The sequence below is a fragment of the Thalassovita litoralis genome (genome assembly GCF_900182725.1).
Classification (GTDB): Bacteria; Pseudomonadota; Alphaproteobacteria; order Rhodobacterales; family Rhodobacteraceae; genus Thalassobius; species Thalassobius litoralis.
The window spans coordinates 14223-39060 of sequence record NZ_FXTO01000032.1 but is presented as its reverse complement, the minus strand read 5'-3'; the positions used below and the strand labels follow the sequence as shown (position 1 = coordinate 39060).

Below are 24838 nucleotides of genomic sequence, written 5' to 3'. Positions count from 1 at the left end.
CCTGGGCCGACGCCCGCGTGGGCCGGATCGCAGGCGGCACCGGCGAGGTGATGCGCGAAATCATCGGCCGGTCGGTTCTTGGGGGCAAAAAATGATCCATTTCCCGGACTATATCCGCAAACATGCCTTTCGGCGTCCGAACCACCGGGCGCTGCATTTCGAAGGCCGCGATTTCACATGGGCGCAATATTGCGCCCGTCTGCATGGTATCGCACAGGCCCTGGTGGATCTGGGCGTTGCCCCCGGTGATCGCGTGGCTTATCTGGGGCAAAATTCGCACTGGATCGCAGAAAGCTATTTTTCACCCAGCCTGATTGGCGCGATTTCCGTCCCGCTGAATTACCGTCTGGCCGAAGATGAAATGGTCGAGGTGATCGCGGATTGCACCCCCGAGGTGCTGATCGTGGACCGCCATTTTCAGGATCGCGCCGCAGCATTGATGCAACGCTGCCCGTCCCTGAAGCACCTGATCTTTGCCGATTGGGATGCGCCGGATGCCGTGCTGCCGGGCGATACGCTGATCTACGAAGATTTGGTGAAAACCCATTCGGATGTATCGGTTGATGCCTTCACGGATCGCGCCAGCCGCAACGATGACACGATCATCATCTTCTACACCTCTGGCACGACGGGCGTTCCCAAAGGGGTGATGCTGTCCCACGCGAATATGATGGTCAATGCGACGGCGGCAGGCCATCTATATGGATTTCAGGAAAACGATCACATTCTGCTATCCGGTCCCTTGTTTCATCTGGGATCGGGGTCGCGTATCTATACCCATGCGGCCTATGGGTCGACGCTGGTGATCCAGCCGAAATTCGAGGTCGAGGAGGCAATGGAAATGATTCAGGATCACCGGATTACCACGGTGACACTGGTTCCGACCATGCTGAACATGATCATGGATCACCCGAATTTCGATAAATTCGATTTCTCGTCCATTCGCTGCCTGACCTATGGCGCGGCCCCGATGCCGATCCGGCTGATTGAACGCGCGATGGAGGCAATCCCCGGTCTGACCTTCTGTCAGGGCTATGGGATGACGGAAACATCGCCGGTTGTCACCGTGTTGCCCCCGGCGGATCACGTTCCCGGCAACCCGAATATCGACAAGCTGGGATCGGTTGGCAAACCTGTCCTGTATTGCGAGGTCCGGATCGTCGATGAAAACGACAATCCCCTGCCCGATGGCCAACCCGGCGAGGTGCTGCTGCGCGGCCCGCAGGTGATGAACGGCTACTGGAAGCGCCCCGAAGACACCGCCCACGCCATGCGCGGCGGGTTCTATCATACGGGCGACGCCGGGTATCTGGACGAAGACGGCTATCTGTTCCTTGTCGGTCGCACCAAGGAATTGATCATTTCCGGCGGGGAAAACGTGTACCCGATTGAAACGGAAAACTGCCTGTCGAAACACCCGCAGGTGGCGCAGGCCGCCGTTTTGGGCATCCCCCATCCCAAATGGGGCGAAGAGGTCCACGCCGTTGTGTCCTTGCGCGAGGGGGCGACTGTCACGGCGGAGGAACTGATCGCCTTCGCCAAGGAAAAAATCGCAGGCTACAAAGCGCCGCGCGGGATTACTTTTTGGCAGGGGGATTTGCCGCTGTCACCGACCAACAAGATCGACAAGAAGTTCCTGAAATCCCAAATCGTCAAATAATCGTTTGACATGATTACAGAAAACCGCCCGGTCAGAGTGATCGGGCGGTTTTGTTTTTCCCCTTTGGCGGATGCAACGCATATCTTTGCGCCGGGTTGCCCTGAATGTAACGGCCATTGTTTTTTCTGCGGTCCAGTCATAGGAAAACGACGGAAAGGACCCCACCATGAGCAAGGCAACCCCGGCAACACGCGCATTACAGCAGGCAAAAGTCGCCTTTGAAACGCTGGAATATGACTATGCCCCCGGATCAGAACGGGTGGGGCTTCAGGCGGCGGATGCGATTGGCGTTGACCCGTCCAAGGTTCTGAAAACCCTGATGGTCGAGGTCGATACGAAACCCGCCTGCGTGGTTATTCCCTCTGACGAAACCCTGTCCATGAAAAAAGTGGCGGCGGCATTTGGCGGCAAATCCGCGCAGATGATGCAACCGGCCAAGGCCGAACGACTGACCGGGTTTCACACCGGCGGGATCAGCCCTTTTGGTCAGAAAAAACACGTTCCTACAGCCTTCGAGGAGAAAGCGATCACCGACGATCTGGTTGTCATGAACGGCGGCAAACGCGGGCTGATGATCCGCCTGAATGCCGCACAGGCGGTTCAGGCGGCCCGCGCCATTCGCGCATCGCTTTGTGCCGATTGACCCGCAGGACATAGTTCGACAGCCCCGCCCTTGGATCACCCCATAGACATCAAAGGGGGGCGCTTTGAGCGCTCATCCCCTGCGCCAGTTCCTCTGCGTTATTCAAAGCAGCCCTTCGGCCTCCAGCACCTTACGCGCGGCGCGGAAACACTCCAGGGCCTGCGGAACACCGCAATAAATGCCAATGACGTGGATAATGGCACGGATTTCTTCGACCGTGACACCATTGGTCAGCGCACCGCGACAGTGCAATTCCCATTCCGTCATCTTACCCAAGGCACCCAGCATCGCCAGATTCATCATTGAGCGGGTCTTGGGCGGGATGACCTCATCGCCCCAGCCAAACCCCCAGCACCAAGCTGTCATGGCTTCTTGGAAGGGGCGGGAAAAATCGTCTGCGGCGGCATAGGATTGGTCCACATAGTCGGCCCCAAGCGTCGACTTCCGTTGCTCCATGCCCTTCAGGAACAGGTCTTCGTCAAAAATGCTCATGATACATGCCCAGCAGCTTACTGCGGCGCCGGACGGTCGATCACCGTCAGCGTCATGCGCGACATGCAGACCAGTTTATCCTGTTCGTTCGTGATGCGGATTTCCCAAACCTGACTGCGCCGCCCCAGATGCAGGGGTCGCGCCACGCCATAGACCCAGCCTTCGGTTTCAGACCGGATATGGTTGGCGTTGATTTCCTGCCCGACGCAGCTTTGCTTTGTGCGATCCACAACGAAATTCCCACCGATCGAGGCCAGCGTTTCCGCCAGCGCCACCGAAACACCACCATGCAGAATGCCCGCCGGTTGTTTCGTGCGATGATCCACCGGCATCCGTGCCTTCAAATAGTCCGGGCCTGCTTCGATCAATTCGATACCCAAATGGCCGTTGGCACATCCGGCACCAAATGCGTTCACCTGTTCGACCACCACAGGGGTGCTCCAGATCGTATCTGTCATGGGGTTTCTCCTTCGCTATGGTAAAAATCGCTGTACCGCCCAGAAGGTCAAGCGACGGATCGGGAAAACCTTGCGTCATTTCAACAACAAAGAAGCCCCCAAAGGGGCTTCTGTCTGTGTGTTGCTATTGGGGTCAGCGTTTCAGGGTTTCAGGGGAAACCGCGCCGTCCACCCCGGTCGAACCATACAGCCATTCGACCGTATCATACCAATCATTCGGGGTCTTTGCCCGCATGATGGCATTGCGCAATTCCGCATGTGCGCCCGCCGGGTGGTAAATATGCTGGCCGATTTCACGCGACTGCAACTGAATACGCGCGGTGCGCAGCGTCCGCATTCCCTGATAGGTCTGGAACACCTTTTCGATGTCGTTCGGGGTGTCGCCCATGACATGTGCCATTGCCACCGCGTCTTCCATCGCCATACAGGCCCCTTGGGCAAAATACTGAAGCTGCGGATGCGCCGCATCCCCCAACAGTGCCACGCGTCCATCAACCCAGTTTGAAACCGGGTCACGGTCGCACAGCACCCACAGTTTCCAGTCCTTGCCCTTTTCGATGATCTGCCGGGCGACCGGGTTTACATGCTCGAACCCGCGGGCGACTTCTTCGTTCGTGACTGGCACACCGGCAACGGGTTGCGCGGCATCGTTGTGATAGGTCACAACAAGATTGAACACTTTCCACCCCGACAGTGGGTAATGCACAATATGGCATTTCGGCCCGGCCCACAGGGTTGCCGCGTTCCACCGCAAATCTTCGGGCATTTGTTCCGTTGGGATCACAGACCGATAGGTGGTATGCCCCGACACGCGCGGCGCGCCATCGCCCACAACGTGCTTGCGGATATTGGACCACAGCCCATCGGCCCCAATCAGCGCCTTGCCCTTGATCCGTTCGCCATTATGCAAAATAGCGGTGACGCTGCTGCCGTCCTGTTCGTAATCTTCAACCGCAGCCGAGGTGCGCAGGTCAACCAGATCGTGTTCCATACAGGCCCGCAGGAACACCCCATGCAAATCGCCCCGATGCACCACGGCATAGGGGTTTTTGAACCGGGCGCGGAACGCATCATCCAGCGGAATACGCGTGATTTCATCGCCCGAGATCGCATCCATCAGGCGCAGGTTGTCGATATACACCGCCATCGACCGCGCCGCATCGCCCACACCCAGATAGTCAAACGCATGAAACGCGTTCGGGCCAAGCTGAATGCCCGCACCGATTTCGCCCAGTTCCGGGGCTTTTTCCAGAACCAGCGATTTGATGCCCTTTTGCGCAAGGCCGATGGCCGTCGCCAGCCCGCCAATGCCACCACCGGCAATCAGAATACGATCTTCGCTCATGGGTACGTCTCCTCCGTTCGGGGCAGGCCAATGGCCGCCCCGTCCATGATTAGGCTAGATAATAGGAAAATCCCGCTTATTCGGGATCGCCGATGGTCAGCGCGATCGGGTCCAGACCGTCCACGCCGCCGGTGATTTTGTCACCCGCCACAACCGGGCCAACCCCGGCGGGGGTGCCGGTCATGATCACGTCGCCCGGCACCAGATGGTAGAACTTCGACAGGTCTGCCACGATTTCAGACACGTTATGGATCAGGTCTTTCAGGTGTGCGTCCTGCTTCACCTCGCCGTTGATTTCCAGATGGATGCGCTGTTCGCCCAGTTCACCCATTTCAGCGGCTTTGGTCAGCGGCGCGAACACGGCAGACCCTTCGACGTCCTTGCCCAAATCCCACGGGCGCTGTTTGGCCCGTGCGACCAATTGCAGATCGCGGCGGGTCATATCCAGACCGCACCCATAGGCATAGATCGCATCCGCGGCATCCGCGGCCGACACCCGGAACACCGGCTTGCCGATCACCAGCACCAGTTCCATTTCATAATGGAAATTTTCGGTGCCCGGCGGATAAGGCAGGGTGGACCCCGATGCCAGATTGGCCGATGGCGATTTGGTGAAATAGAACGGCGCTTCGCGGTCCACCTCTACGCCCATTTCCGCAGCATGGGCGGCATAGTTGCGACCCACGCAGAAAATGCGGTTGATCGGATATTGCTTGTCTTCCCCTTTGACCGGGATGGACTGTACTTTGGGGGTGTCGAACAGATAGCTGCTCATCGTGCGCGTTCCTCGTAGTAGCCAAGTTTATCTTGCAGCGGGCGATCATGCACACGAACAAGGAATGAATCCTCGGTCGCTTCGTGCGTGATTTCCGCGAAAACGGGGGCGGTAAAGGTGTCCTTCGGACCCCATTCAAACACCTGCCCGTCAATCGTGGTCTTGCCACGGCCTTTGACCACATGAAAGGCCGCAGAGGACGAGCGCAGCGGCGGCGTGTCTTTTTGGCCCGCCGGGATCATCATGGCGGTGAAACCCATCGTCGGCAACACATCCGTGCCGGTTTCGGGGTTCACATAATCCAGCTCTGCAATGCCTTCGTCCGTGTATTTCAGCACTTCGCGCAGGGCCGCTTCGGTACGGGTCCAAGGATAGCGTACCATCGGATAGCGGCGGGTGCCCGCACCCAGCTTACGCGAAGGCACCAGACCCGAGGACAGATATTCCACCTGCCCGGCATCGGGGCGGTTGCGCTGTGCCTGAAGCGGGCCTTCGGTGGCATAAGACCCTTCCAGATAGTAAAACAGCGGCAGGTCCAGCGCATCCAGCCAGACAACGGGTTCGCTGCCTTCGTGACCGTGGTCATGCCAGTCGCCGCCGGGGGTCAGCACCAGATCGCCATCTTCCATCGGCAGCTTTTCCCCGTCTACCACGGTGAACCCGCCCTTACCTTCGACGATGATCCGCACCGCCGACGGGGTGTGAACATGCGCAGGGGCGGTTTCGCCCGGCAACAACAATTGCATCCCCAGATAGATCGAGGCGGTCGCCTGCATGGCCCCTGCCCCACGGCCGGGATCGGACAACACCAAAACCCGGCGTTCGGCTTTTTCGACCGGGGTCAGATCACCGGCACGCAGCAACAGCGGGCGCAGGTTTTCATAGTTCCAGTACCCAGGACGCGTGGTTGGATTCGGACGTCCATGCGGCAGCACATTCCGCATCATCGGCCACAGTGGCGCAACACCCGCTTCGGTCATCGCATCGCGGTAATCCTGCGGCAACTCCTCCAGAGTTCCAAGCTGTTCAGCCATGATCATCCTCCCATTATCGGTCTGCATGGTGATTCCAGAAATTTATGTAAGTGTACTTACCATTAGTGTACTCGTCAAATAATTCCTCACATGTTAAAAGCTATACCAGATAAGCGACTGCATCCGTGCCAAAAAGGAATCCCCCGTGAATGACCTCTACCGCATGGCGGGCCATCTGATCCGGCGGCTGAACCAAATTTCAATCTCGGTTTTTACCGAAAAAATGAAAGACGCCGGGTTTGATCTGACGCCCGTGCAATTTGGCGCGCTTGCCGCGCTGCAAACCCATCCCGATGTGGATCAGGCAACGCTGGCCGGATTGATTGCCCATGACCGCGTCACAATGGGCGCAGTATTAGACAGGTTGCAAAACAAGGGGTTAGTCGAACGAAAGATCAGCCCGCGGGATCGTCGCGCCCGTGTGATCAGCCTGACAGATCAGGGCAAACAAGTGCTGGAAACCGTCACCCCGATCGTCTGGGCCTTGCAGGATGAAATTCTGACCGGATTGAACCCGCAGGAACAGACAGAGCTATTGCGCCTGATGCGCAAGGCCGCAGACGCCGGAAACGCCCGCAGTCGCGCGCCCCTGCAATCGCCGCAGCAAAAATAACCAAACGGTAAAATGTGCTGCACTGCGGTATTCTGCTGGAAAATACAGTAAATTCGCCCTATGTAGCACCTCCATGCCAAAGCTGGAGGATAGCTGGTTGCTCGATCTGACGAACGTTCGCGCCGTACTGGCCGAACACTATGATCTCGCCCCGTCTGTGGAACTGGCGGAAGCCACCAAGGACATCTACGCCCGCATGGACCGGGTCGTTTCCCCTGCCGACTGGGCCATTTATGCGCCCTATGTGGTCGCCATCAACGCGCTCAAGAAAAAGCGCGGCGCCGTTGTGCTGGCCCATAATTATATGACACCTGAAATTTACCACGGCATTTCGGATTTCGTGGGCGACAGCCTGCAATTGGCCATCAAGGCGACCGAGGTCGAGGCCGATGTGATCGTCCAGTGCGGCGTGCATTTCATGGCCGAAACCTCGAAAATCCTGAACCCGGCCAAAACCGTTCTGATCCCGGATATGGAAGCGGGCTGTTCTCTGGCTGAATCCGTCACTGCCGAAGGTATCGCCCAGATGCGCGCCCAATACCCCGGCGCGCCGGTTGTGACCTATGTGAACACCACCGCAGACGTCAAAGCGGCATCGGACATTTGCTGCACCTCGTCCAACGCGGCGCAAATCGTGGCCGCCCTGCCCGATGACACGATCATCATGACGCCGGATCAATATTTGGCGCAGAACATCGCCCAGCAGGTTCCGCAGAAAAACATCGTCTGGTGGGAAGGGTCGTGTATCGTCCACGAACAATACACCGCGCAGGATTTACGGGACTTCCGCGAATGGAACCCCGACACCCGCATCATCGCGCACCCCGAATGCCCGCCGGATGTGGTGGCGGAATCGGATTTTTCCGGCTCGACCAGCGGGATCATTGATTACGTCACCCGCGAAAAGCCGCAAAAGGCGATGCTGGTCACGGAGTGTTCGATGGCCTCGAACATCTCGGACGAATTGCCCGAGGTGGATTTCGTCGGCCCCTGCAACATGTGCCCCTTCATGAAGAAAATCACGCTGGAAAAGGTGCTGTATTCGTTGCACACCATGACCGGGCAGGTCGAAGTTGATCCGCAAGTGGCCGATAAGGCCCGCTTGGCGGTGCAGCGCATGATTGACCTGTCGCGCGAACTGGGGATCTAAAGGAAAACGGCCCATGCAAGTGGTCACAACCGATCGTGTCATTATCGTTGGCGCGGGTATGGGGGCGCTCTATGCGGCGCTGAATTTGGCCCCTACCCCCGTGGTGATGATTTCCCCGGAACGGTTGGGCGAAGGGGCATCCTCGGCCTGGGCGCAAGGCGGTGTAGCCGCCGCGATGGCGCAGGCCGACAGCCCCGAAAATCACGCCACCGATACCCTGCGGGCCGGGGCTGGCACCGTGGATGCCGATGTGGCCACTTTGGTGACTCAGGAAGCCCGCGAACATATTCTGGACCTGACCCGGCTGGGAACCCCGTTCGACCGGGATGAAAACGGCGGCTATGTCCTGTCGCGCGAGGCCGCGCACAGTTTCGCCCGCGTGGTGCGCGTGAAGGGCGATCAGGCCGGTGCGGAAATCATGAAGGCCCTGATTGCGCAGGTGCGCGAAACCCCGTCCATTCAGGTTCTCGAAGGGGTGATGGCCCAAGGGCTAGAGGTACAAGACGGCACCGTGACCGGGGTTGCTGTGGAAACCTCGGGGGTGGATCGGTCTGCACCGATTATGCTGCGTGGTCCGGCGATATTGCTGGCTGGGGGCGGTTCGGGCGGGTTGTTCAAGCTGACGACGAACCCGCCGCGCATCCGGGGGCAGGTGATTGGCATGGCCGCACGCGCCGGGGCCATTATCGCGGACCCCGAATTTGTGCAATTCCACCCCACCGCGATTGATATGGGCGAAGACCCCGCCCCGCTGGCCACCGAAGCCCTGCGCGGCGAAGGGGCCACGCTGATCAATAAACACGGCGAGCGGTTCATGCTGGCCGAACATCCCGATGCCGAACTGGCCCCGCGCGATATCGTGGCCCGCGCGATCTATGCCCAGACGCAGGCGGGCAATCGCCCCATGCTGGATACCCGCGCCGTTCTGGGTGAAAAAGTCCTGACGCAATTCCCCGCAGTGGCCCAATCCTGCGCCCGCGCCGGGATCAATCCCGCCGTAGACCCTATCCCCGTGGCCGCTGCCGCGCATTACCATATGGGCGGCATTGACACCGATCAGCAGGGCCGCGCCAGCCTTGGCAATCTGTGGGTCTGCGGCGAAGCTTCTTCAACCGGATTACACGGCGCAAACAGGCTGGCCTCGAACGGCCTGCTAGAGGCGCTGGTCTACGCCCGCCATTGCGCAAACGGCATTCACGCAGCCCTGACCGATGGAAACGCACAGGCGGCACAAGTGGTTCTGACCTTTGAACCGGGCGGTCCGAAACCACCAGCCGATGCAATCGACGCATTGCGCCGCTGCATGACCGATAATGTTGGTGTCGTGCGCGATGGGGCCGGGCTGAAACAGGCCCTGACAACCATTGCCAAACTGGAACGGGACAACCCGGAATGCCCCTGTTTCCTGAACATGACCACGACGGCCACCCTGATCGCCGCCGCCGCCCTGCAACGCGAGGAATCGCGCGGCGCCCATTGTCGCCGCGATTTTCCTGACACCGCAGACCGTGCCGAACGGACCCGTATCACTTTGGATCAGGCGTTAGCTATCCGCGCCGCAGCCGAGGACTCCTCCCAATGACTCAATTCGCCACCCTGCCCGACCTGATCCTTGAACCGATGATCCGCAACGCGCTGCTAGAGGATCTGGGGCAATATGGCGATGTGACCACCCGCGCCGTGATCCCCGCGCATGTCACCTATAACGCGCGCCTGAATGCCCGTGAAACCGGGGTGGTTTCGGGTATGCAGGTGGCGGCAATCGCGTTCCGGCTGGTGGACCCCACGCTGGAAATTGTGACCCATCTGCCGGACGGTTCCCCCTGTAACCCCGGTGACACGCTGATGGAAATCCGGGGCGCGGCATCGTCCATCCTGTCGGGCGAACGGGTCGCGCTGAACTTTGCCGGTCGGCTGTCGGGTATCGCCACGATGACAGCCGGTTTCGTGGCCGAAACCAAAGGCACGCAAACCCGCATCACTTGCACCCGCAAAACCACGCCGGGCCTGCGGATCGTGGAAAAACAGGCCGTGGTGCATGGTGGCGGGTTCAATCACCGCATTTCGCTGTCTGATGCCATCCTGATCAAGGACAACCACATCGCCGCCGCCGGGGGCATCCGCGCCGTGCTGGAGGCAACCAAGGCCAGCGCATCGCATATGGTACGGGTCGAAATCGAGGTGGACACGCTGACCCAGCTACAAGAAGTGCTGGACACCGGCGGCGCGGATGTTTGCCTGCTGGATAACATGGACACCCCCACCCTGCGCAAAGCGGTGGACATGGTGAACGGGCGGCTGGTGCTGGAAGCGTCCGGCAATATGCGGCTGGACCGCATCGCCGAAGTGGCGACAACGGGCGTGGATTACATTTCATCCGGGGCGTTGACGCATTCGGTACGCACCTTGGATTTGGGACTGGATTTCTAAACCCCACCGCACACAGAAGTGACCGCGACGTAACAGACCGGGGCAGATGCCGGTTGGCATTCCACCCCGCTCCGCGATACATCTTGGAAACCGAATGGTTTCGAAGGCCCAGACATGCATGTGCAAATTCCGCTGACCCGCGACCTTGTCCTGATTGGGGGCGGCCACAGCCACGCGCTGTTGTTGCTGAAATGGGGGATGCGCCCCCTGCCCGGCACCCGTGTGACTGTCATCAATCCCGGCCCGACAGCCCCCTATTCAGGGATGTTGCCGGGGCATATTGCGGGTCACTACACGCGCGAGGATCTGGAAATTGATCTGGTGCGGCTGGCCCGGTTTGCCGGGGCGCGGGTGATCCTTGGCCGGGCGGTGGGGCTGGATGCGCAGACCAAAACCGTAACCTTGGACGATGGCCGTGTGATCGAATACGACGTGGCCTCGGTCGATGTTGGGATTACGTCGGAACTGCCACAGATACCGGGATTTTCCCAATACGCCATTGGGGCAAAACCCTTGGATCGGTATGCCGAGTGCTGGGCGGACTTTATCGCCACGGCACACCAAACCGGACAGGCCGGGCCGGTTGCGGTGATTGGTGGCGGTGTGGCTGGGGTTGAACTGGCAATGGCGATGTCCTTTGCCCTGCGGCGGGCCACGGGGGCATCTGACGTCACCGTGATCGAGGCAGCAGCTACCATCCTGTCCGCCGATCCAAAGCCGCGGGAAAAACTTCTACAATCGCTTGAGGAAAACGGCGTAAAAATCTGCAAATCCAGCGTTATTTCTGAAATCACACCAGATGGCCCCAAATTGACCACAGGGCAAATCATTCCCGCCTCGCTAACCATCGGCGTCACAGGTGCCTTGCCGCAGGCATGGCTGGCGCAAACCGGGCTGCCGCTGACAGATGGGTTTATAAACGTCGAAAAAACGCTACAGGTTCAGGGGCAGGACGATCTGTTTGCCGTTGGCGATTGCGCCCATCTGATGCACGCCCCCCGCCCCAAGGCCGGGGTTTATGCGGTGCGGGCCGCGCCGGTTTTATATGACAACCTGTGTGCGCGCCTGACCGGGCAGGATTTGCGCCCGTTCCGCCCGCAAAAGGATTACCTGAAACTGATCTCCTTGGGTCAGACATCCGCGCTGGCGGAAAAATGGGGGCGCATCTGGCAAGGTCCGTGGCTGTGGCGGCTCAAAGACCGGATTGACCGGAAATTCATGCGCATGTTCCACGATCTGCCGCAGATGCCCCAACCGGACCTGCCCCCGGTCCTGACCCAAGGCGTGCGCGATGAACTGGGCGACGGGCAACCGATCTGCGGCGGGTGCGGGTCCAAGGTGGGGGCCGGGACGCTTAGCGGAGCATTGGCATCCCTGCCCGCACCAACCCGCGCCGATGTCATAACCGGGCGGGGCGATGATGCGGCGGTGCTGCGCATCAGATCGCAGCATCAGGTATTGACCACCGACCACCTGAAGGCGTTCACAGAAGACCCCGCCCTTATGGCGCGGATCACCGCCGTTCATGCGCTGGGGGATATCTGGGCAATGGGGGCGAAACCGCAGGCGGTGCTGGCCTCGGTCATTCTGCCACGCATGTCGCCCGCGCTACAGGCCCGCACCATGCGCGACATCATGGGCGCGGCCAGCGATGTGTTTACCAGCGTCGGCGCGGAAATCGTGGGCGGTCATTCCACCCAAGGCCCGGAAATGACGATTGGTTACACCATCACCGGCTTGGTGGATCAGGCGATTACCCATGCCGGGGCGCAGGTTGGCGATGTGCTGATTCTGACCCGGCCACTGGGAACGGGTGTTCTGCTGGCAGCGGAAATGCAGGCGCGGGCAAATGGACGGCATGTGGCGAAAATGCTGGCCGCTATGGCGGAGCCACAGGACAAAGCCGCCCGCATTTTGCACATGGCCCACGCCATGACCGATGTCACCGGATTTGGGCTGGCCGGACATTTGCAGGCGATCTGTCAGGCGTCCGGCGTGGGCGCAGATCTGGACCTGTCGCATATCCCGGTTTACGAGGGCGCGATCGACATGTCGCAAAGCGGCATTAAATCAACGCTTTACAATGCAAACCTGATGAATGCGCCGATCATCGGCCTACACGGACCCAAGGCCGCATTGCTGCATGACCCGCAAACTGCGGGCGGCCTGTTGGCCGCTGTCCCGGCGGCCCATGCCCCGCAGATTTTGGCCGATCTGCAACAGCTTGGCCTGCCTGCCACCCAGATTGGCCGGATCGTCGAAGGCCCGCCCATGATCCGCTGCCTGTAAGCGCAGGCGCGAGCTACCCCGCGCCTTAAACGCTGGCGGCAATCTGTGCGGCAGCGTGTTTCAACGTGAGTGCCGACAAATCCGGCAAATCCAGCACGGCCAACGGCGGGGCCGCCCGGCGCGACGAGCGCCGATAGCTGGGGTCGTAATGCTGCTGCACCAATTCTGCCGCCAGTGGCAAAAAATCACCCTGCCGGGCCATCTGACGCCACGCATCCGCCTGTTCATGCCCATGAAACCGGGCCAGAACCGCCAGTTTTTCGTCCAGCGCCTCGGCCTCTTCCAGCAGGGGGGCATAGGTGTCGACCAGATACCGGGCGCGGGCCTGAATCGGGGCCTGCACACGGATATGATCCGCCTTCAGCATCGCCTGCCACAGCATTGGCGGAATGATCCGGCTACCGATCTTGTTGCTTTCGGCCTCGACGAAAACGGGGCAGGTTGGGTCCATACCCGCCAAGGCCATCGCCACCCGCGATTCAAAACTTTTCTGCGCAGGCTGCCCCCCCGGCATCCCGCCCAGCAATGACCCACGATGTTGCGCCATTGCCTCCAGGTCCAGAACTTGCTGCCCCTGTGCTGCCAGATGGGTCAGAATTTGGGTCTTGGCCGTGCCTGTGCCGCCATCCACCAGAATCATACGCGGCGCAACGGGCGTTTCATACATAGCGGCATGAACCAACCGGCGGTAACGTTGATACCCGCCGTCAATCAATCCCACACGCCAGCCGATCTGCGCCAGAATTGACGCGAAAGACCCGGACCGCTGCCCACCCCGCCAGCAATAGACCAAAGGCCGCCAACCGCCGGGACGGTCCGCCAAAGCCCCCTGCAAATGAGTCGCCGCATTCCGCGCCACCAGCGCCGCCCCAATCTTGCGCGCCAGAAACGGGTCTTGCTGCACATAGATCGTCCCCACCTCGGCCCGTTCTGCATCGGACAACACCGGCAGGGACATTGCACCGGGGATATGATCCTCGGCGAATTCGCTGGGCGCGCGCACGTCAATGATGCTGTCAAAGGGCAGCGTTTTCAGGTCTTTGAGCGAAGTAAGGGTCTGTTTCATGCCCATCTTTTAGCCCAGCCCACACAGCCGCGCCAGTGCGGCCTGTTTTCCCATCACCCTGATTACGCATTCAGCAATAACCCGCACAAATCGACGCTTTAATTAACTGATTAAAAAACTCGGACTTGACTATTCCGACTCTTTTAATCAGTTAAGACATATATCCAGCCAGCCGCTCCCATGCGGTCAGCCCGATCCAGCGATCATCAAGGGATGTCTGAAATGAGAAACGCGCAGACTTCGATGGCCGGGCGCCCCCCCTGTTACGGCGCCCCAGCCGAAGAAATGAACACCGTCCACAGCCTGCTGACCGAAGCGGGCATGGGCAGCATGACCGGGCTAAATCTGGAATGGCTCTTGGACCGTGTCGAAAACCGGGGGATCACGCCATGATCCATGTGAAGATGAACCGTGACAACGCAGTAGCGCTTCCCGAAACCCTGCCCGTTCACCGCGCCGAAGACCTGACCCAAGGCGGCACACAGGCGCGGATCGTATTGGGCGATCAGGTTTACAGCCTGCGGATTACCCGCGCGGGCAAATTGATCCTGACGAAATAACCAATCCCGTGTCCCCTGCCCCACGGAACCGTGGCGTGCAGCCCCCAAAAACAAACCCAAAGAGACCGATCTATGAAACGCTTCTTCCTGACCTCCTCCGCCCTTGCGCTGAGCCTGACTGCCACAACGGGCCACGCAGCCCCCACCGCCAAAGAGGTTCTGGACACCTATGCCACGATTGCCGTGGCAAAGTTTCAGGACAGTCTGACAACCGGACAGGCGTTGCAGGCGGCTGTGGATGCGTTGATTGCCGCACCCTCTGACGCGACTTTGACCGCAGCACGCAGCGCATGGAAAGCGGCTCGGGTGCCATATCAGCAAACTGAGGTTTATCGCTTTGGCAATGCCATCGTGGATGACTGGGAAGGCAAGGTAAACGCTTGGCCGCTGGACGAAGGGCTGATCGACTATGTGGATGACGGCAGCTATATCGGCCCGTCGGATGAAAACGAATATGCTGCGCTGAATGTGGTCGCCACGCCAAAATTCAGCTTGGGCGGCACAGAAATTGACGCCAGCGAAATCACTCCGACCCTGCTGGAAACCGCGCTGCAAGAAGCAGATGGCGTGGAAACCAACGTGGCGACGGGTTATCACGCGATTGAATTTCTGTTGTGGGGGCAGGATTTGAACGGCCATGCAGCGGGCGCCGGGGACCGTCCGTGGACCGATTTCGCCCAAGGCTCCGATTGCACCAACGGAAACTGTGACCGTCGCGCCGCCTATCTGAAAGCGGCCACCGATCTGTTGGTCAGCGATCTGGAATTCATGGTTGCACAATGGGCCGATGGCGGCGACGCCCGCACCACCCTGATGGCAGATGACAAAGCGGGGCTTTCCGCAATCCTGACCGGCATGGGCAGCCTGTCTTATGGGGAACTGGCCGGGGAACGGATGCGGCTGGGCCTGTTGCTGAACGACCCCGAAGAAGAACACGATTGCTTCTCGGACAACACGCACAACAGCCATTATTATGACGGCAAAGGCATTCAGGACGCCTATCTGGGCAGCTACACCCGCGTTGATGGGACCGTGGTCAGCGGCGCGTCCTTGTCGCAGATGGTGGCAGTGGGCAATCCGGCGCTGGATGCCGAAATGAAGGCAAAACTGGACACCACCGTTCAAGCGCTGGGTGCGCTGAAAGCGGCGGCGGATAACGGTTTCGCCTATGACCAGATGTTAGAACGCGGCAACGCACAGGGCGAAGCGCTGATCATGGGCGGCGTGAACGGATTGATCGACCAAACCAAAAGCATCGAACGTGTCGTGGCCGCATTGGGGCTGGACGGGCTGGCATTTGAAGGATCGGACAGTTTGGATAACCCCGGCGCGGTATTCGAGTGATGCGTCCCACCTGCCCGGCCCCTTGGGGCTGGGCGGGCCATTTGATCGGATCGGCCAAGGAGAGCGGATATGATTGTCTGCCACTGTCAGAACATCACCGACCACGACATTCACGCCGCAGTTGATTGGATGCGGGCCGCAGACCCGACCACGATCGTCACCCCCGGCAAGGTCTATCATGCCCTTGGCAAAGCGGCGGATTGCGGGGGCTGTATGCCCTTGTTCCTTTCCACCATGCGAAAGAACCCTAACTTGGAAGTACCCATGCAACTTCGCGGTTTGCGCCGCGACCGAACACAGGACAAACGACATGAAGGGCGACGCTAAAGTTATCGACTATCTGAACCGGGCTATCCGCAGCGAATTGACCGCAGTCAGCCAATATTGGCTGCATTACCGCCTGCAAGAAGACTGGGGGCTGGGCAAGATGGCGGCCAAAAGCCGCGAGGAAAGCATCGAAGAAATGCACCATGCCGATAAGCTGATTGCGCGGGTGCTGTTGCTGGGGGGCCATCCCAACCTGCAAAAACTGGACCCGCTGCGGATCGGCCAAACCGCCCGCGAAACGCTGGAGGCCGATCTGGCCGCCGAAGAAGAGGCCCGCGCGCTGTACAAGGAAGCCCGCGAATATTGCAATTCGGCGGGTGACTACATCTCGATGAAACTATTCGAGGAATTGCTGGCCGACGAAGAAGGCCACATCGACTTTCTGGAAACACAGCTTGGCCTGCATGACCGCATCGGCGCAGAAAAATATGAGCAACTTAACGCCAGCACGATGGACGAAGCCGAGTAAGGCCGCGATTGCCGCGCTTCTGCTGACCGCAGGGGTGCTGGGGGCTGCGGAACCCGATCAGCCCCCCCGCACCAAGTTCGAGGCTGCCCGGATCGCTGCCGCGATGCGGGTTGTCCCCGGAGAGCTAAACCCGTTCGAGTTAAACCCCGGCGGGCGCGGCACCCTGCATCGTCCCACGCCCGGCCCTGAACTGTTCAAACACCCCCTGACCGGGATGAACGACGCGGCGCGTATGGATTTCGTGCTGGGACAGGCGATGTTTGAAAAACTGTGGGTGCCTGCCCCATCCTCGACCAAGGCATCGGATGGGTTGGGACCGTTGTATAACGCGCGATCCTGCGCGATGTGCCACCCCGGCAACGGGCGCGGCATTGCCCCTACCGGGGATGGGCCTTTGCCGGTGTCACTGGTTCTGCGCCTGTCCGTGGCCGATCCCTTGGGCGATCCGCAAGGGATACAGGACTATCTGGCCACGCGGCCCGATCCTGACCTTGGCACGCAAATCCAAACTGATGCCGCCACGGGTTTCACCCCCGAAGCTCAGCCCGGCGTGCGCTATAGCGAAACCCCTATCGCATTTGCAGACGGGCAAGTGATTTCGTTGCGCCGCCCGATATATGACGCAGGCAACCCCCTGTCCGCACAAACGATGGTCAGCCCGCGCATAGCGCCGCCGCTGGCAGGCATGGGGCTGATCGCAGCAATTGCGGATGCTGACATTCTGGTCGGGACCGATCCAGAGGATACAGACGGAAACGGGGTCTCTGGACGCGCCAACCTGATCCCCACCCCCACCGGGCCTGCACTGGGGCGGTTTGGCTGGAAAGCGGGCGTTGCCAGCCTGCGCACACAAGTAGCGGACGCGTTTTTCCATGACATCGGCATTTCCAGCCCCCTGTTTCCACAGGGATGGGGGGATTGCACCGAAACCCAAACTGCCTGTCGTATGGCGCTGCATGGGGATGACGATCCGCGCGGAACCGAACTGGACGCGCAGGGATTGGATTTGACGCTGGCCTATGTGACCGGGCTTGCCGTTCCTGCACGGACCGGGGCCACGGAAACGCTGCGCGGGCGCGATCTGTTTCATGCCACGGGATGCGCGACCTGCCATCGCCCGGCCTATGTCACCGAACGGCTGCCCGACGATCCCTTGCGTAGTTTCCAAATGATCTGGCCCTATTCCGATTTCCTGCTGCATGACATGGGCGAAGGGCTGGCCGACAACCGCCCCGAGCATCGTGCAACAGGTCGTGAATGGCGTACCCCGCCGCTTTGGTCTATTGGGAAAACCGAACTGGTTTCAGGCATGGGGTTTTACCTGCATGACGGACGGGCACGGTCACTGACCGAAGCTATCGTCTGGCATGGGGGCGAAGCGACCGCCGCCCGTGACCTGTTCCTTCATATGCCGAAACCCGACCGGGATGCCCTGATCGCCTTTCTGGAAAGCCTTTGAATGCTGAAACCCCTGCTGACCGCCACCCTGATCGCCCTGCCGCTATCGCTACCGCTGACCCTGCCCGCTACGGCACAGGATCTGCCGCCGCCCGTGGTGGAAACAGCGGTGCGGGATCACATTCTGCCGGGCTTCAGCGCGTTGGCCGGATCATCGGCGCGGCTGGCACAGGTGGCGGAAACCGATTGCACCGGACAGGCCGAAACCCTGCGCAATGCCTGGGGGGCGGCCTTTGACGACTGGATCAGGGTCAGCCATCTACGCTTTGGCCCGACCGAGATGGAAAACCGCGCCTTTGCGCTGGCCTATTGGCCCGATAGCCGTGGCACCACGCCGAAAACGCTGACCAAACTGTTCGCGGATCACGATCCGATCATCACCTCGCCGGATGGCATGGGATCGGTTTCCGTTGCTGCGCGCGGCTTTTATGCGCTGGAATTCCTGCTTTACGATCCGAAATTCCAGACCGACGCGGGCTATGCCTGTGCGCTGACGCGGGCGCTAACGGCAGATATTGCCGCCACAACCAGCGCCATTTCGCGCGACTGGACCGAAAGCTACACCGCCCTGATCCTGACGCCGGGCAGCGAATACAGCCCGTATCATTCCACCGACGAAGTCAAACAAGAGCTGTTCAAAGCCTTGGCGATGGGGCTTCAATTCACCTCGGACACGCGGCTGGGTCGTCCCTTGGGGACATTTGAACGCCCCCGCCCCACCCGCGCCGAGGCATGGCGGTCCGGGCGGTCACAGCATAACGTGATCCTGTCCTTGCAGGCGTTGCGGCAACTGGCGCTGATTTTGGCCGAAGGCGATGCCAATCTGGTGTCGGACGTGGAACAGGCATTCGACACCGCAATCCAGCAGGCCACCGCGCTGGATGATCCGATTTTCGCCGGGGTCGAAGACCCCAGCAAACGGCTAAAGGTGGAAATCCTGCAACAGACAATTGACCTGATCCGCGAACAGCAATTGGCGAATATCGGCAATAAATTGGGCGTGGCCGCCGGGTTCAACGCCTTGGATGGGGATTAACCAGATGACAACACGACGCGGATTTCTGGCCGGGCTATTGGCCAGCGGGATCGCCAGTAACGCAACATGGGCCGATGTGGGTAGCCCCCGGTTCCTGACGGCGGCACGGGTGGGGGAACAATACCGCCTGTACGGGTTGACCGCCCAAGGGGCCGAGGTGTTTTCGCTTAACATGCCCGGACGCGGCCACGCCGCAGCAGCCCACCCCGAAAAGGCCGAGGTCGTGGCCTTTGCCCGCCGCCCCGGCAGGTTTGCACAGGTGATCGACTGTTCCAACGGCGCGGTTAAGGCCGAGTTGCACAGCCCCGAGGCGCGGCATTTTTATGGGCACGGGGTCTTTTCTTCGGATGGCCGGTATATGCTGACCCCGGAAAACGATTACGAAAACGGGCGTGGGCTGATCGGGGTTTGGGACCGGGCGCAGGGATATAAACGCGTTGGCGAATTTGCCTCGGGCGGGGTTGGGCCGCATGACATGCTGCGCCTGCCCGGCACGGATAAGTTCGTGGTCGCCAACGGCGGCATCGACACCCACCCCGAAAGCGGGCGCACCGCGCTGAACCTGCCCACCATGCGGGCCAATCTGGCGCTAGTCGGGCTGGACGGCACATTGCACGAGATCACAGAACTGGACGCCAAACTGCGGCTAAACTCCATCCGTCATATGGCGCTGCGCCCGGACGGGCTGGTGGGTTTTGCAATGCAATGGCAGGGCAACCCAACGGATCACCCGCCGCTGGTGGGGCTTTATCGCCCCGGATCGGGCATACCCCCCATTCTGGGGCAAGCCCCCGAAGATTTACACCACCGCATGAAGGGTTATGCCGGGTCCATCGCGTTTTCAGGGGATGGAACGCAGATTGCCATTTCCAGCCCACGCGGCGGCATGATTCAGGTGTTTGACGCAGAAACCGGCGAATTTGCATGGCATATCGAAGAACCGGACGTGTGCGGCCTGAACGTTGCCAACAATGGTTTTCTGGCCACCGCCGGGACCGGGCGGATTGTGCGCTTCAGCAGCCCAGAGGCGCATTTGCTGCGACAAGACAAAGCCGCGTGGGACAATCATCTGGTCACGATCTGATGACGACTCCACCCTGATTACGACCCCACCCAAAGGCCGGACAAATCCCGGCCTTTGGGTTTGGTAAATTCATTCCAGTTCAATCACCAGATTTACGGATTGACTGATCGCCAGTTCGCCTTCGGCAATGGGAACGTCCCCTGCCTTCATTTCCGCCGCGGCCATCCGCATCAAGGGCGCGCCGCCACCGCCAAATTCGCTGATCGAAATCACATCCCCCAAGGACGCACCAGCCGCCTTGGCCAGCAATTCAGCTTTGCGCAATGCCTCTGCCACCGCAGCGGTCCGCGCGGCATCTTCGGCCTGTTGCGGGGCCGACAGGCCAAATTGCAACCCGGAAAAACGGTTCGCCCCGTCCTGCACCACGGCCCCCAGAACGGTCCCCAACTGATCCAGATCGCGCACCCGCACCATCATCATCAGACCGGCCCGAAAGCCGTCAACTTGCGGTGATTCGGACGAACGGTTGGAATACACCGGCGACAGGGTCGCTTGGCTGGTTTGCACATCCCGCGCATCCACCCCCATGTCATTCAGCCGTTTTATCATCGCTGCGGCCGCCTGTGACGCCCGCGCCATCGCCTGCGCGACATCTTTGTCCTGATGGGTCACGCCCAGCGAAATCGTTGCCATATCCGGTGCGGCAGTCACCACGCCTTCGCCTGTCACGGTGATCTGGCGCATCTGCTCGGCCCATGCAGGGAACGCCGCGCTACATAAGGCAATCATCAAAGCAATACGTTTCATCGCAAACTCCTGTTTCATCTGTCCGCCTAAACTGGGCATGTTTTTTCCTGCGACAACAGTCACATCTTTGTTTTTCTTTTCCTCGGCGGGAAGCTGCTATAGTCTGCGCCGGGACTGAAACCGGACTCCCGTTGGTCCGGTGAGAATGGTATTGCCAGTGTAATGAAACCAAATTTTGCCCTGACACTGTCCTCCGAAGGCATCCGGCTGCTGCAACGCGCACCGTCTGGCTGGTTGTTGGTTGGGGATGCTGTCTTTGATTCCGAAGATTTGACCGCCAATCTGACCGACTTGCGCAGCAAGGCCGAACGACTGGACGACGCACCGCTTCGTTGCAAGCTGGTGATTCCCAATGAACAAATCAAATACCTGACCATCGCATCCACCGCGAAGACCGAAGAAGACGCCGAGGACGACGCAAGCCACGCTTTGCGCGGGGCCACGCCCTATGATCTGCACGAGCTGACCTTTGACTGGGCGATGGATGACGGCCAGCTATTCATCGCAGCCGTAGCCCGCGACACGCTGGACGAAGCCGAAAACTTCGCCGTTGAACATGGGTTCAACCCTGTCAGTTTCGTCGCCCTGCCCGACCAAAGCGATTTCGCCGGTGAACCGTTTTTCGGCGTGGCGAAATGGGCGCGTGACACATTATCGAAAACCGACAGCGTCATGCGGGATTTGCAGCCGATCCATATCATCGGCATGGCCGACCTGCCCGAACCTGAACCAGAATTGGAACAGGACCCTGCGCCGGAACCAATTCCAGCGCCAGAACCGAAAGCACAGCCGCACCCCGAAACAGCAGCGGATGAGGTGCCCCCTGCGTCGCCTTTGCCGGATGAGGCCCCGGAAAACCCATCCGAAGATGAAGATGCTGCCGCTTTAGCTGCGGAAATCGACGCGGCGGCGATGCCCCCCGCGCAGGAAACCCCGCCACCAGTTGCCGCCCCGGAAACGAACCCCGCACCTGCGCCAGCCTTTTCCAGCGTGCGCGCCAATCGAACCGCCCCCCCAGCGGCCAAACCCGCCCCGACACCACAGACCGGGCTGGATACGATCACGGACCCGTCCGTTCCCGTAGTGACACCGGACACCCCCGTAGCGACAGCCCCGCCAATCGCCCCGGTTCCGGCTGGCAAAACCACCGCCCCCGGTGCGTTGGCTGCGGCCCTCAAACGGGACGGGAAAGAGGCCAGCAAACCAAAGACCAAAACGTCCTCGAAGCAGGGGCCGGTCCAGACAGCCGCCTCTCCGGACGAAACGGATAAGCCGCAATCTGAAACCCAGCGCATGACCATGTTCGGAATGCGCAGCACCGACAAAACTGCCGCCGCTATTGGTGGCAAACCCAAGCATCTGGGGCTGGTTCTGACGGCGATCCTGCTGGCGTTTCTGGCGATCATGGCGGTTTGGGCCACCTTCATAAGCGAAGATGGGCTGGCCGGGCTATTTGGCACCGACACCCCCGAGGTTCAGGTCTCGGCCCTACCTGACACCCCAACAGAACAACCCGGCGACGCCACCCCCGAGGAAATCGCCGAAGCGCAGGATGCCGAGGCTGCGGGCGACGTAACCGAAGGGCCGAATGCCCCGGAACCGACGGAAACCGTCGCCCTGCCTGATACCCCGCACACCCTGACCCCGGAAGAAGCAGAACAGCGCTATATCACCACCGGGATTTGGCAAACGGCCCCCGATCAGCCTGGCGTTCCCGATGCCAGCGGTGTGGCGGATGCCTATCAGGCGTCGATTGACCCAACCATTCACGGCACCGACGCCGTGGCCCTGCCTGATCTGAGTGCGCAGAACGACCCTGCTCCGGGGCGGGCGCAGAACCCGGCGGCGGCGGGAACGAATTTCGACATGGATCAGCGCGGGTTGGTCAAAGCCACCCCCGAAGGCGCATTAAGCCCCGATGGCGTGCTGATCTATGCGGGCAAGCCGCCACTGTTGCCCCCCACCATGCCAAACCGCGCAGAAACAGCGCAGGACGCGGCAGAACAAGCGCGGCTGTCAGGGAAACGTCCCAAAGCGCGTCCCGAAAATTTGCAGGAAAAGACCGAGCGTAATCAACTTGGCGGTCGGACACGCACGGAATTGGCTGGGTTGCGCCCGCGCCTGCGGCCTGACGCGATCAACCAGCAAGCGGTGCAACAGGCCGTAGCCGCTGCGGTGGAACAAGCCCAGCAAGAGGATACGGCAGGAACCGACTTGGCCGTGCTGCAATCCCTGAAGCCCCGGCAACGCCCCTCGGGCTTTGATAAGATCGTGGCCAAGGCCGAAGCGCATGAAACGGACGATGACGAAGGGACCGTCCAAACCGCATCTGTTGCGCCCAGCATCCCGTCGTCAGCGTCGGTCGCACGACAAGCAACTGTAAAAAATGCGCTGAATTTACGGCAGGTTAATCTAATCGGTGTTTATGGAAAACCATCGGATCGGCGCGCCCTGATCCGGCTGTCCAACGGGCGCTACAAAAAGGTGCAGGTGGGCGACCGGATTGACGGCGGCAAAGTCGCGGCCATCAGCGAAACCGAACTGCGCTATGTGAAAAATGGCCGCGCTGTCGTTCTGAAAATGCCGCGCGGCTGACAGGTTCCCCCCACCCGGCGCGGAAACTCACTCGATCTTCCCTCATATCTGCGAACGCAGCCCCCGACCTGCGGCTAGGGGACTGCGCAGCGCGCAAGGATTACGTGAAATCAATCACTTGCCGGATGGCCTGTCCGGCGTGAAGGCGATCGAACCCTTCGTTGATGTCCTCTAGCCGGATTTTATGGGTCATCAGTTTATCCACCGGCAGACGCCCCTGCGCGTGTAGCGCTAGGAACCGGGGAATATCGCGGCTGGGAACGCCCGATCCCAGATAGCTGCCTTTCAGCGTGCGTTCCTCGGCGGTCAGGGTGACGGCGGGCAGTTCCAGTTTGGCATCAGGGTGCGGCAATCCTGCGGTGACAGTTGTGCCGCCGCGCCGTGTGGCACGGTAGGCAAAGCCAAGCGCATGAACGTTGCCAGTGAAATCCAGCGCCGCGTCCACACCGCCCCCGGTCAGGTCGCGCAATTGATCCAGCGCATCGGGTTGCGAGGAGTCAATAACATGGGTCGCGCCCATATCGCGTGCCGCTTTCAGCTTATCGGGCAGAATATCCACCGCGATCACCTTATCCGCACCTGCGGCATAGGCGGCCATGACCGCCGACAGGCCCACACCGCCCAGACCCACAATGGCGGTGGTGGTGCCGGGGGTCACGTCGCCGGTATTGAACACCGCGCCCGCGCCCGTCAGCACCGCGCAGCCCATCAGCGCAGCAATATCCAGCGGCAAATCCTTGTCGATCTTGACCAGAGAATTTTGCGAAATCACCGCTTTTTCCGCGAAACAGGCCACGCCAAGCGCGTGATACACCATCTGCCCATCGCGCGACAGCCGCGACCCGCCGCCGAACATTTCGCCCTTGTTATTCGCAGCAGCACCGGGTTCACACAGCGCCGGGCGGCCCTGCTGGCACGGCCCACAATACCCGCAGCTTGGCACGAACACCGAAACAACGTGATCACCGGGGGCAAAGCGGGTCACGCCCGGCCCCACCTGTTCCACGATCCCGGCGCTTTCATGGCCCAGCACCATCGGCACCTGCCGGGGCCGGTCGCCATTGATCACCGACAGGTCCGAATGGCACAGACCGGCGGCGACGATGCGCACCAGAACCTCGCCCTCTTGCGGTGGGGCAAGGTCGATTTCCTGCACCGTCAGCGGCCTTGTTTCGGCATAGGGGCCGGGACGACCGATTTCTTCCAGAACGGCGGCCTTGATTTTCATGAGTCTGCTCCTCCCTTACTCTTGGGCGCAGGGTA

The 24838-nt window shown here is 60.5% G+C and carries 25 protein-coding genes; 17 read left to right on the top strand and 8 right to left on the bottom strand.

Annotated elements, in window-relative coordinates; all coding sequences use genetic code 11:
* The 3 genes from FN828_RS16935 to ybaK form a co-directional block, all read left to right on the top strand.
* On the top strand, window positions 1-95 hold a 95-nt coding region (locus tag FN828_RS16935; RefSeq protein WP_142494602.1), incomplete at its 5' end, for an acyl-CoA dehydrogenase family protein.
* The gene (locus FN828_RS16930; RefSeq protein ID WP_142494601.1) at window positions 92-1660 is read left to right on the top strand and encodes a class I adenylate-forming enzyme family protein; all 1569 of its coding nucleotides are present in this window, start codon (window positions 92-94) and stop codon (window positions 1658-1660) included. The genes FN828_RS16935 and FN828_RS16930, both read left to right, overlap by 4 nt.
* A 166-nt stretch (window positions 1661-1826) precedes the next feature.
* On the top strand, window positions 1827-2303 hold the full coding sequence (ybaK, locus tag FN828_RS16925; RefSeq protein ID WP_142494600.1) for a Cys-tRNA(Pro) deacylase: 477 nt from the start codon (window positions 1827-1829) through the stop codon (window positions 2301-2303).
* Window positions 2304-2405: 102 nt separating this feature from the next.
* Here ybaK and FN828_RS16920 read toward each other — a convergent pair whose 3' ends face one another.
* The 5 genes from FN828_RS16920 to FN828_RS16900 all read right to left on the bottom strand — a co-directional run bounded on the left by FN828_RS16920 (window position 2406) and on the right by FN828_RS16900 (window position 6407).
* Window positions 2406-2795: a carboxymuconolactone decarboxylase family protein gene (locus FN828_RS16920; protein ID WP_142494599.1), complete on the bottom strand. Its 390-nt coding sequence runs from the start codon at window positions 2793-2795 to the stop codon at window positions 2406-2408.
* A 17-nt stretch (window positions 2796-2812) separates the two neighbouring features.
* Window positions 2813-3253, bottom strand: a complete 441-nt coding sequence (locus FN828_RS16915; RefSeq protein WP_142494598.1) for a hotdog fold thioesterase — start codon at window positions 3251-3253, stop codon at window positions 2813-2815.
* Between the two features lie 133 nt (window positions 3254-3386).
* Window positions 3387-4598, bottom strand: a complete 1212-nt coding sequence (locus tag FN828_RS16910; protein WP_142494597.1) for a 3-hydroxybenzoate 6-monooxygenase — start codon at window positions 4596-4598, stop codon at window positions 3387-3389.
* 76 nt (window positions 4599-4674) lie between these two features.
* Complete coding sequence (locus FN828_RS16905) at window positions 4675-5373, bottom strand: fumarylacetoacetate hydrolase family protein (RefSeq protein ID WP_142494596.1); 699 nt, start codon at window positions 5371-5373, stop codon at window positions 4675-4677.
* Window positions 5370-6407, bottom strand: a complete 1038-nt coding sequence (locus tag FN828_RS16900) for a cupin domain-containing protein (protein WP_142494595.1) — start codon at window positions 6405-6407, stop codon at window positions 5370-5372. Before FN828_RS16900 ends, FN828_RS16905 begins: the two co-directional genes overlap by 4 nt.
* Before the next feature lie 145 nt (window positions 6408-6552).
* On the opposite strand from FN828_RS16900, the gene FN828_RS16895 reads away from it, so the two are divergent.
* From FN828_RS16895 to selD, 5 genes are all read left to right on the top strand, one after another.
* Complete coding sequence (locus tag FN828_RS16895; RefSeq protein ID WP_235891515.1) at window positions 6553-7020, top strand: MarR family winged helix-turn-helix transcriptional regulator; 468 nt, start codon at window positions 6553-6555, stop codon at window positions 7018-7020.
* A 73-nt stretch (window positions 7021-7093) separates the two neighbouring features.
* Window positions 7094-8170: a quinolinate synthase NadA gene (gene nadA / locus FN828_RS16890; RefSeq protein WP_408033812.1), complete on the top strand. Its 1077-nt coding sequence runs from the start codon at window positions 7094-7096 to the stop codon at window positions 8168-8170.
* Between the two features lie 13 nt (window positions 8171-8183).
* Window positions 8184-9752 (top strand): L-aspartate oxidase, encoded by a 1569-nt coding sequence (locus tag FN828_RS16885; RefSeq protein ID WP_142494594.1) that lies wholly within the window; start codon window positions 8184-8186, stop codon window positions 9750-9752.
* Window positions 9749-10600: a carboxylating nicotinate-nucleotide diphosphorylase gene (nadC, locus tag FN828_RS16880; protein WP_142494593.1), complete on the top strand. Its 852-nt coding sequence runs from the start codon at window positions 9749-9751 to the stop codon at window positions 10598-10600. The genes FN828_RS16885 and nadC overlap by 4 nt, the downstream gene beginning before the upstream one ends.
* A 114-nt stretch (window positions 10601-10714) precedes the next feature.
* Window positions 10715-12889: a selenide, water dikinase SelD gene (selD, locus tag FN828_RS16875; RefSeq protein WP_142494592.1), complete on the top strand. Its 2175-nt coding sequence runs from the start codon at window positions 10715-10717 to the stop codon at window positions 12887-12889.
* Window positions 12890-12914: 25 nt separating this feature from the next.
* Here the strand turns inward: selD and mnmH are convergent, their stop codons facing one another.
* Window positions 12915-13955, bottom strand: coding sequence for a tRNA 2-selenouridine(34) synthase MnmH (gene mnmH / locus FN828_RS16870; RefSeq protein WP_142494591.1), 1041 nt, complete (start codon window positions 13953-13955; stop codon window positions 12915-12917).
* Window positions 13956-14177: 222 nt separating this feature from the next.
* Between mnmH and FN828_RS20665 the strand changes: the two genes are divergently transcribed.
* From FN828_RS20665 to FN828_RS16835, 8 genes are all read left to right on the top strand, one after another.
* Window positions 14178-14348, top strand: a complete 171-nt coding sequence (locus FN828_RS20665; RefSeq protein ID WP_185959075.1) for a hypothetical protein — start codon at window positions 14178-14180, stop codon at window positions 14346-14348.
* Window positions 14349-14359: 11 nt separating this feature from the next.
* On the top strand, window positions 14360-14515 hold the full coding sequence (gene hemP / locus FN828_RS16865) for a hemin uptake protein HemP (protein ID WP_408033814.1): 156 nt from the start codon (window positions 14360-14362) through the stop codon (window positions 14513-14515).
* 72 nt (window positions 14516-14587) lie between these two features.
* Window positions 14588-15859 (top strand): imelysin family protein, encoded by a 1272-nt coding sequence (locus FN828_RS16860; RefSeq protein ID WP_142494589.1) that lies wholly within the window; start codon window positions 14588-14590, stop codon window positions 15857-15859.
* Between the two features lie 69 nt (window positions 15860-15928).
* Window positions 15929-16186 (top strand): (2Fe-2S)-binding protein, encoded by a 258-nt coding sequence (locus FN828_RS16855; protein ID WP_142494588.1) that lies wholly within the window; start codon window positions 15929-15931, stop codon window positions 16184-16186.
* Window positions 16170-16655, top strand: a complete 486-nt coding sequence (gene bfr / locus FN828_RS16850; RefSeq protein WP_142494587.1) for a bacterioferritin — start codon at window positions 16170-16172, stop codon at window positions 16653-16655. The genes FN828_RS16855 and bfr overlap by 17 nt, the downstream gene beginning before the upstream one ends.
* Window positions 16615-18114, top strand: a complete 1500-nt coding sequence (locus tag FN828_RS16845; RefSeq protein WP_142494586.1) for a di-heme oxidoreductase family protein — start codon at window positions 16615-16617, stop codon at window positions 18112-18114. The genes bfr and FN828_RS16845 overlap by 41 nt, the downstream gene beginning before the upstream one ends.
* The gene (locus FN828_RS16840; protein WP_142494585.1) at window positions 18115-19149 is read left to right on the top strand and encodes an imelysin family protein; all 1035 of its coding nucleotides are present in this window, start codon (window positions 18115-18117) and stop codon (window positions 19147-19149) included. It begins immediately after the preceding gene.
* Between the two features lie 4 nt (window positions 19150-19153).
* Window positions 19154-20233 carry a DUF1513 domain-containing protein gene (locus tag FN828_RS16835; protein ID WP_142494584.1) on the top strand — a complete coding sequence of 360 codons (1080 nt, stop codon included), beginning with the start codon at window positions 19154-19156 and terminating at the stop codon, window positions 20231-20233.
* Window positions 20234-20302: 69 nt separating this feature from the next.
* Here FN828_RS16835 and FN828_RS16830 read toward each other — a convergent pair whose 3' ends face one another.
* Window positions 20303-20980 carry an SIMPL domain-containing protein gene (locus FN828_RS16830; RefSeq protein ID WP_142494583.1) on the bottom strand — a complete coding sequence of 226 codons (678 nt, stop codon included), beginning with the start codon at window positions 20978-20980 and terminating at the stop codon, window positions 20303-20305.
* A gap of 162 nt (window positions 20981-21142) precedes the next feature.
* Here FN828_RS16830 and FN828_RS16825 point away from each other — a divergent pair, with 162 nt between their 5' ends.
* Window positions 21143-23575, top strand: a complete 2433-nt coding sequence (locus FN828_RS16825) for a hypothetical protein (RefSeq protein ID WP_142494582.1) — start codon at window positions 21143-21145, stop codon at window positions 23573-23575.
* A 100-nt stretch (window positions 23576-23675) separates the two neighbouring features.
* On the opposite strand, the gene FN828_RS16820 is transcribed toward FN828_RS16825, so the two are convergent.
* Window positions 23676-24803, bottom strand: coding sequence for a zinc-dependent alcohol dehydrogenase family protein (locus tag FN828_RS16820; protein WP_142494581.1), 1128 nt, complete (start codon window positions 24801-24803; stop codon window positions 23676-23678).
* Window positions 24804-24838 lie beyond the last annotated feature (35 nt).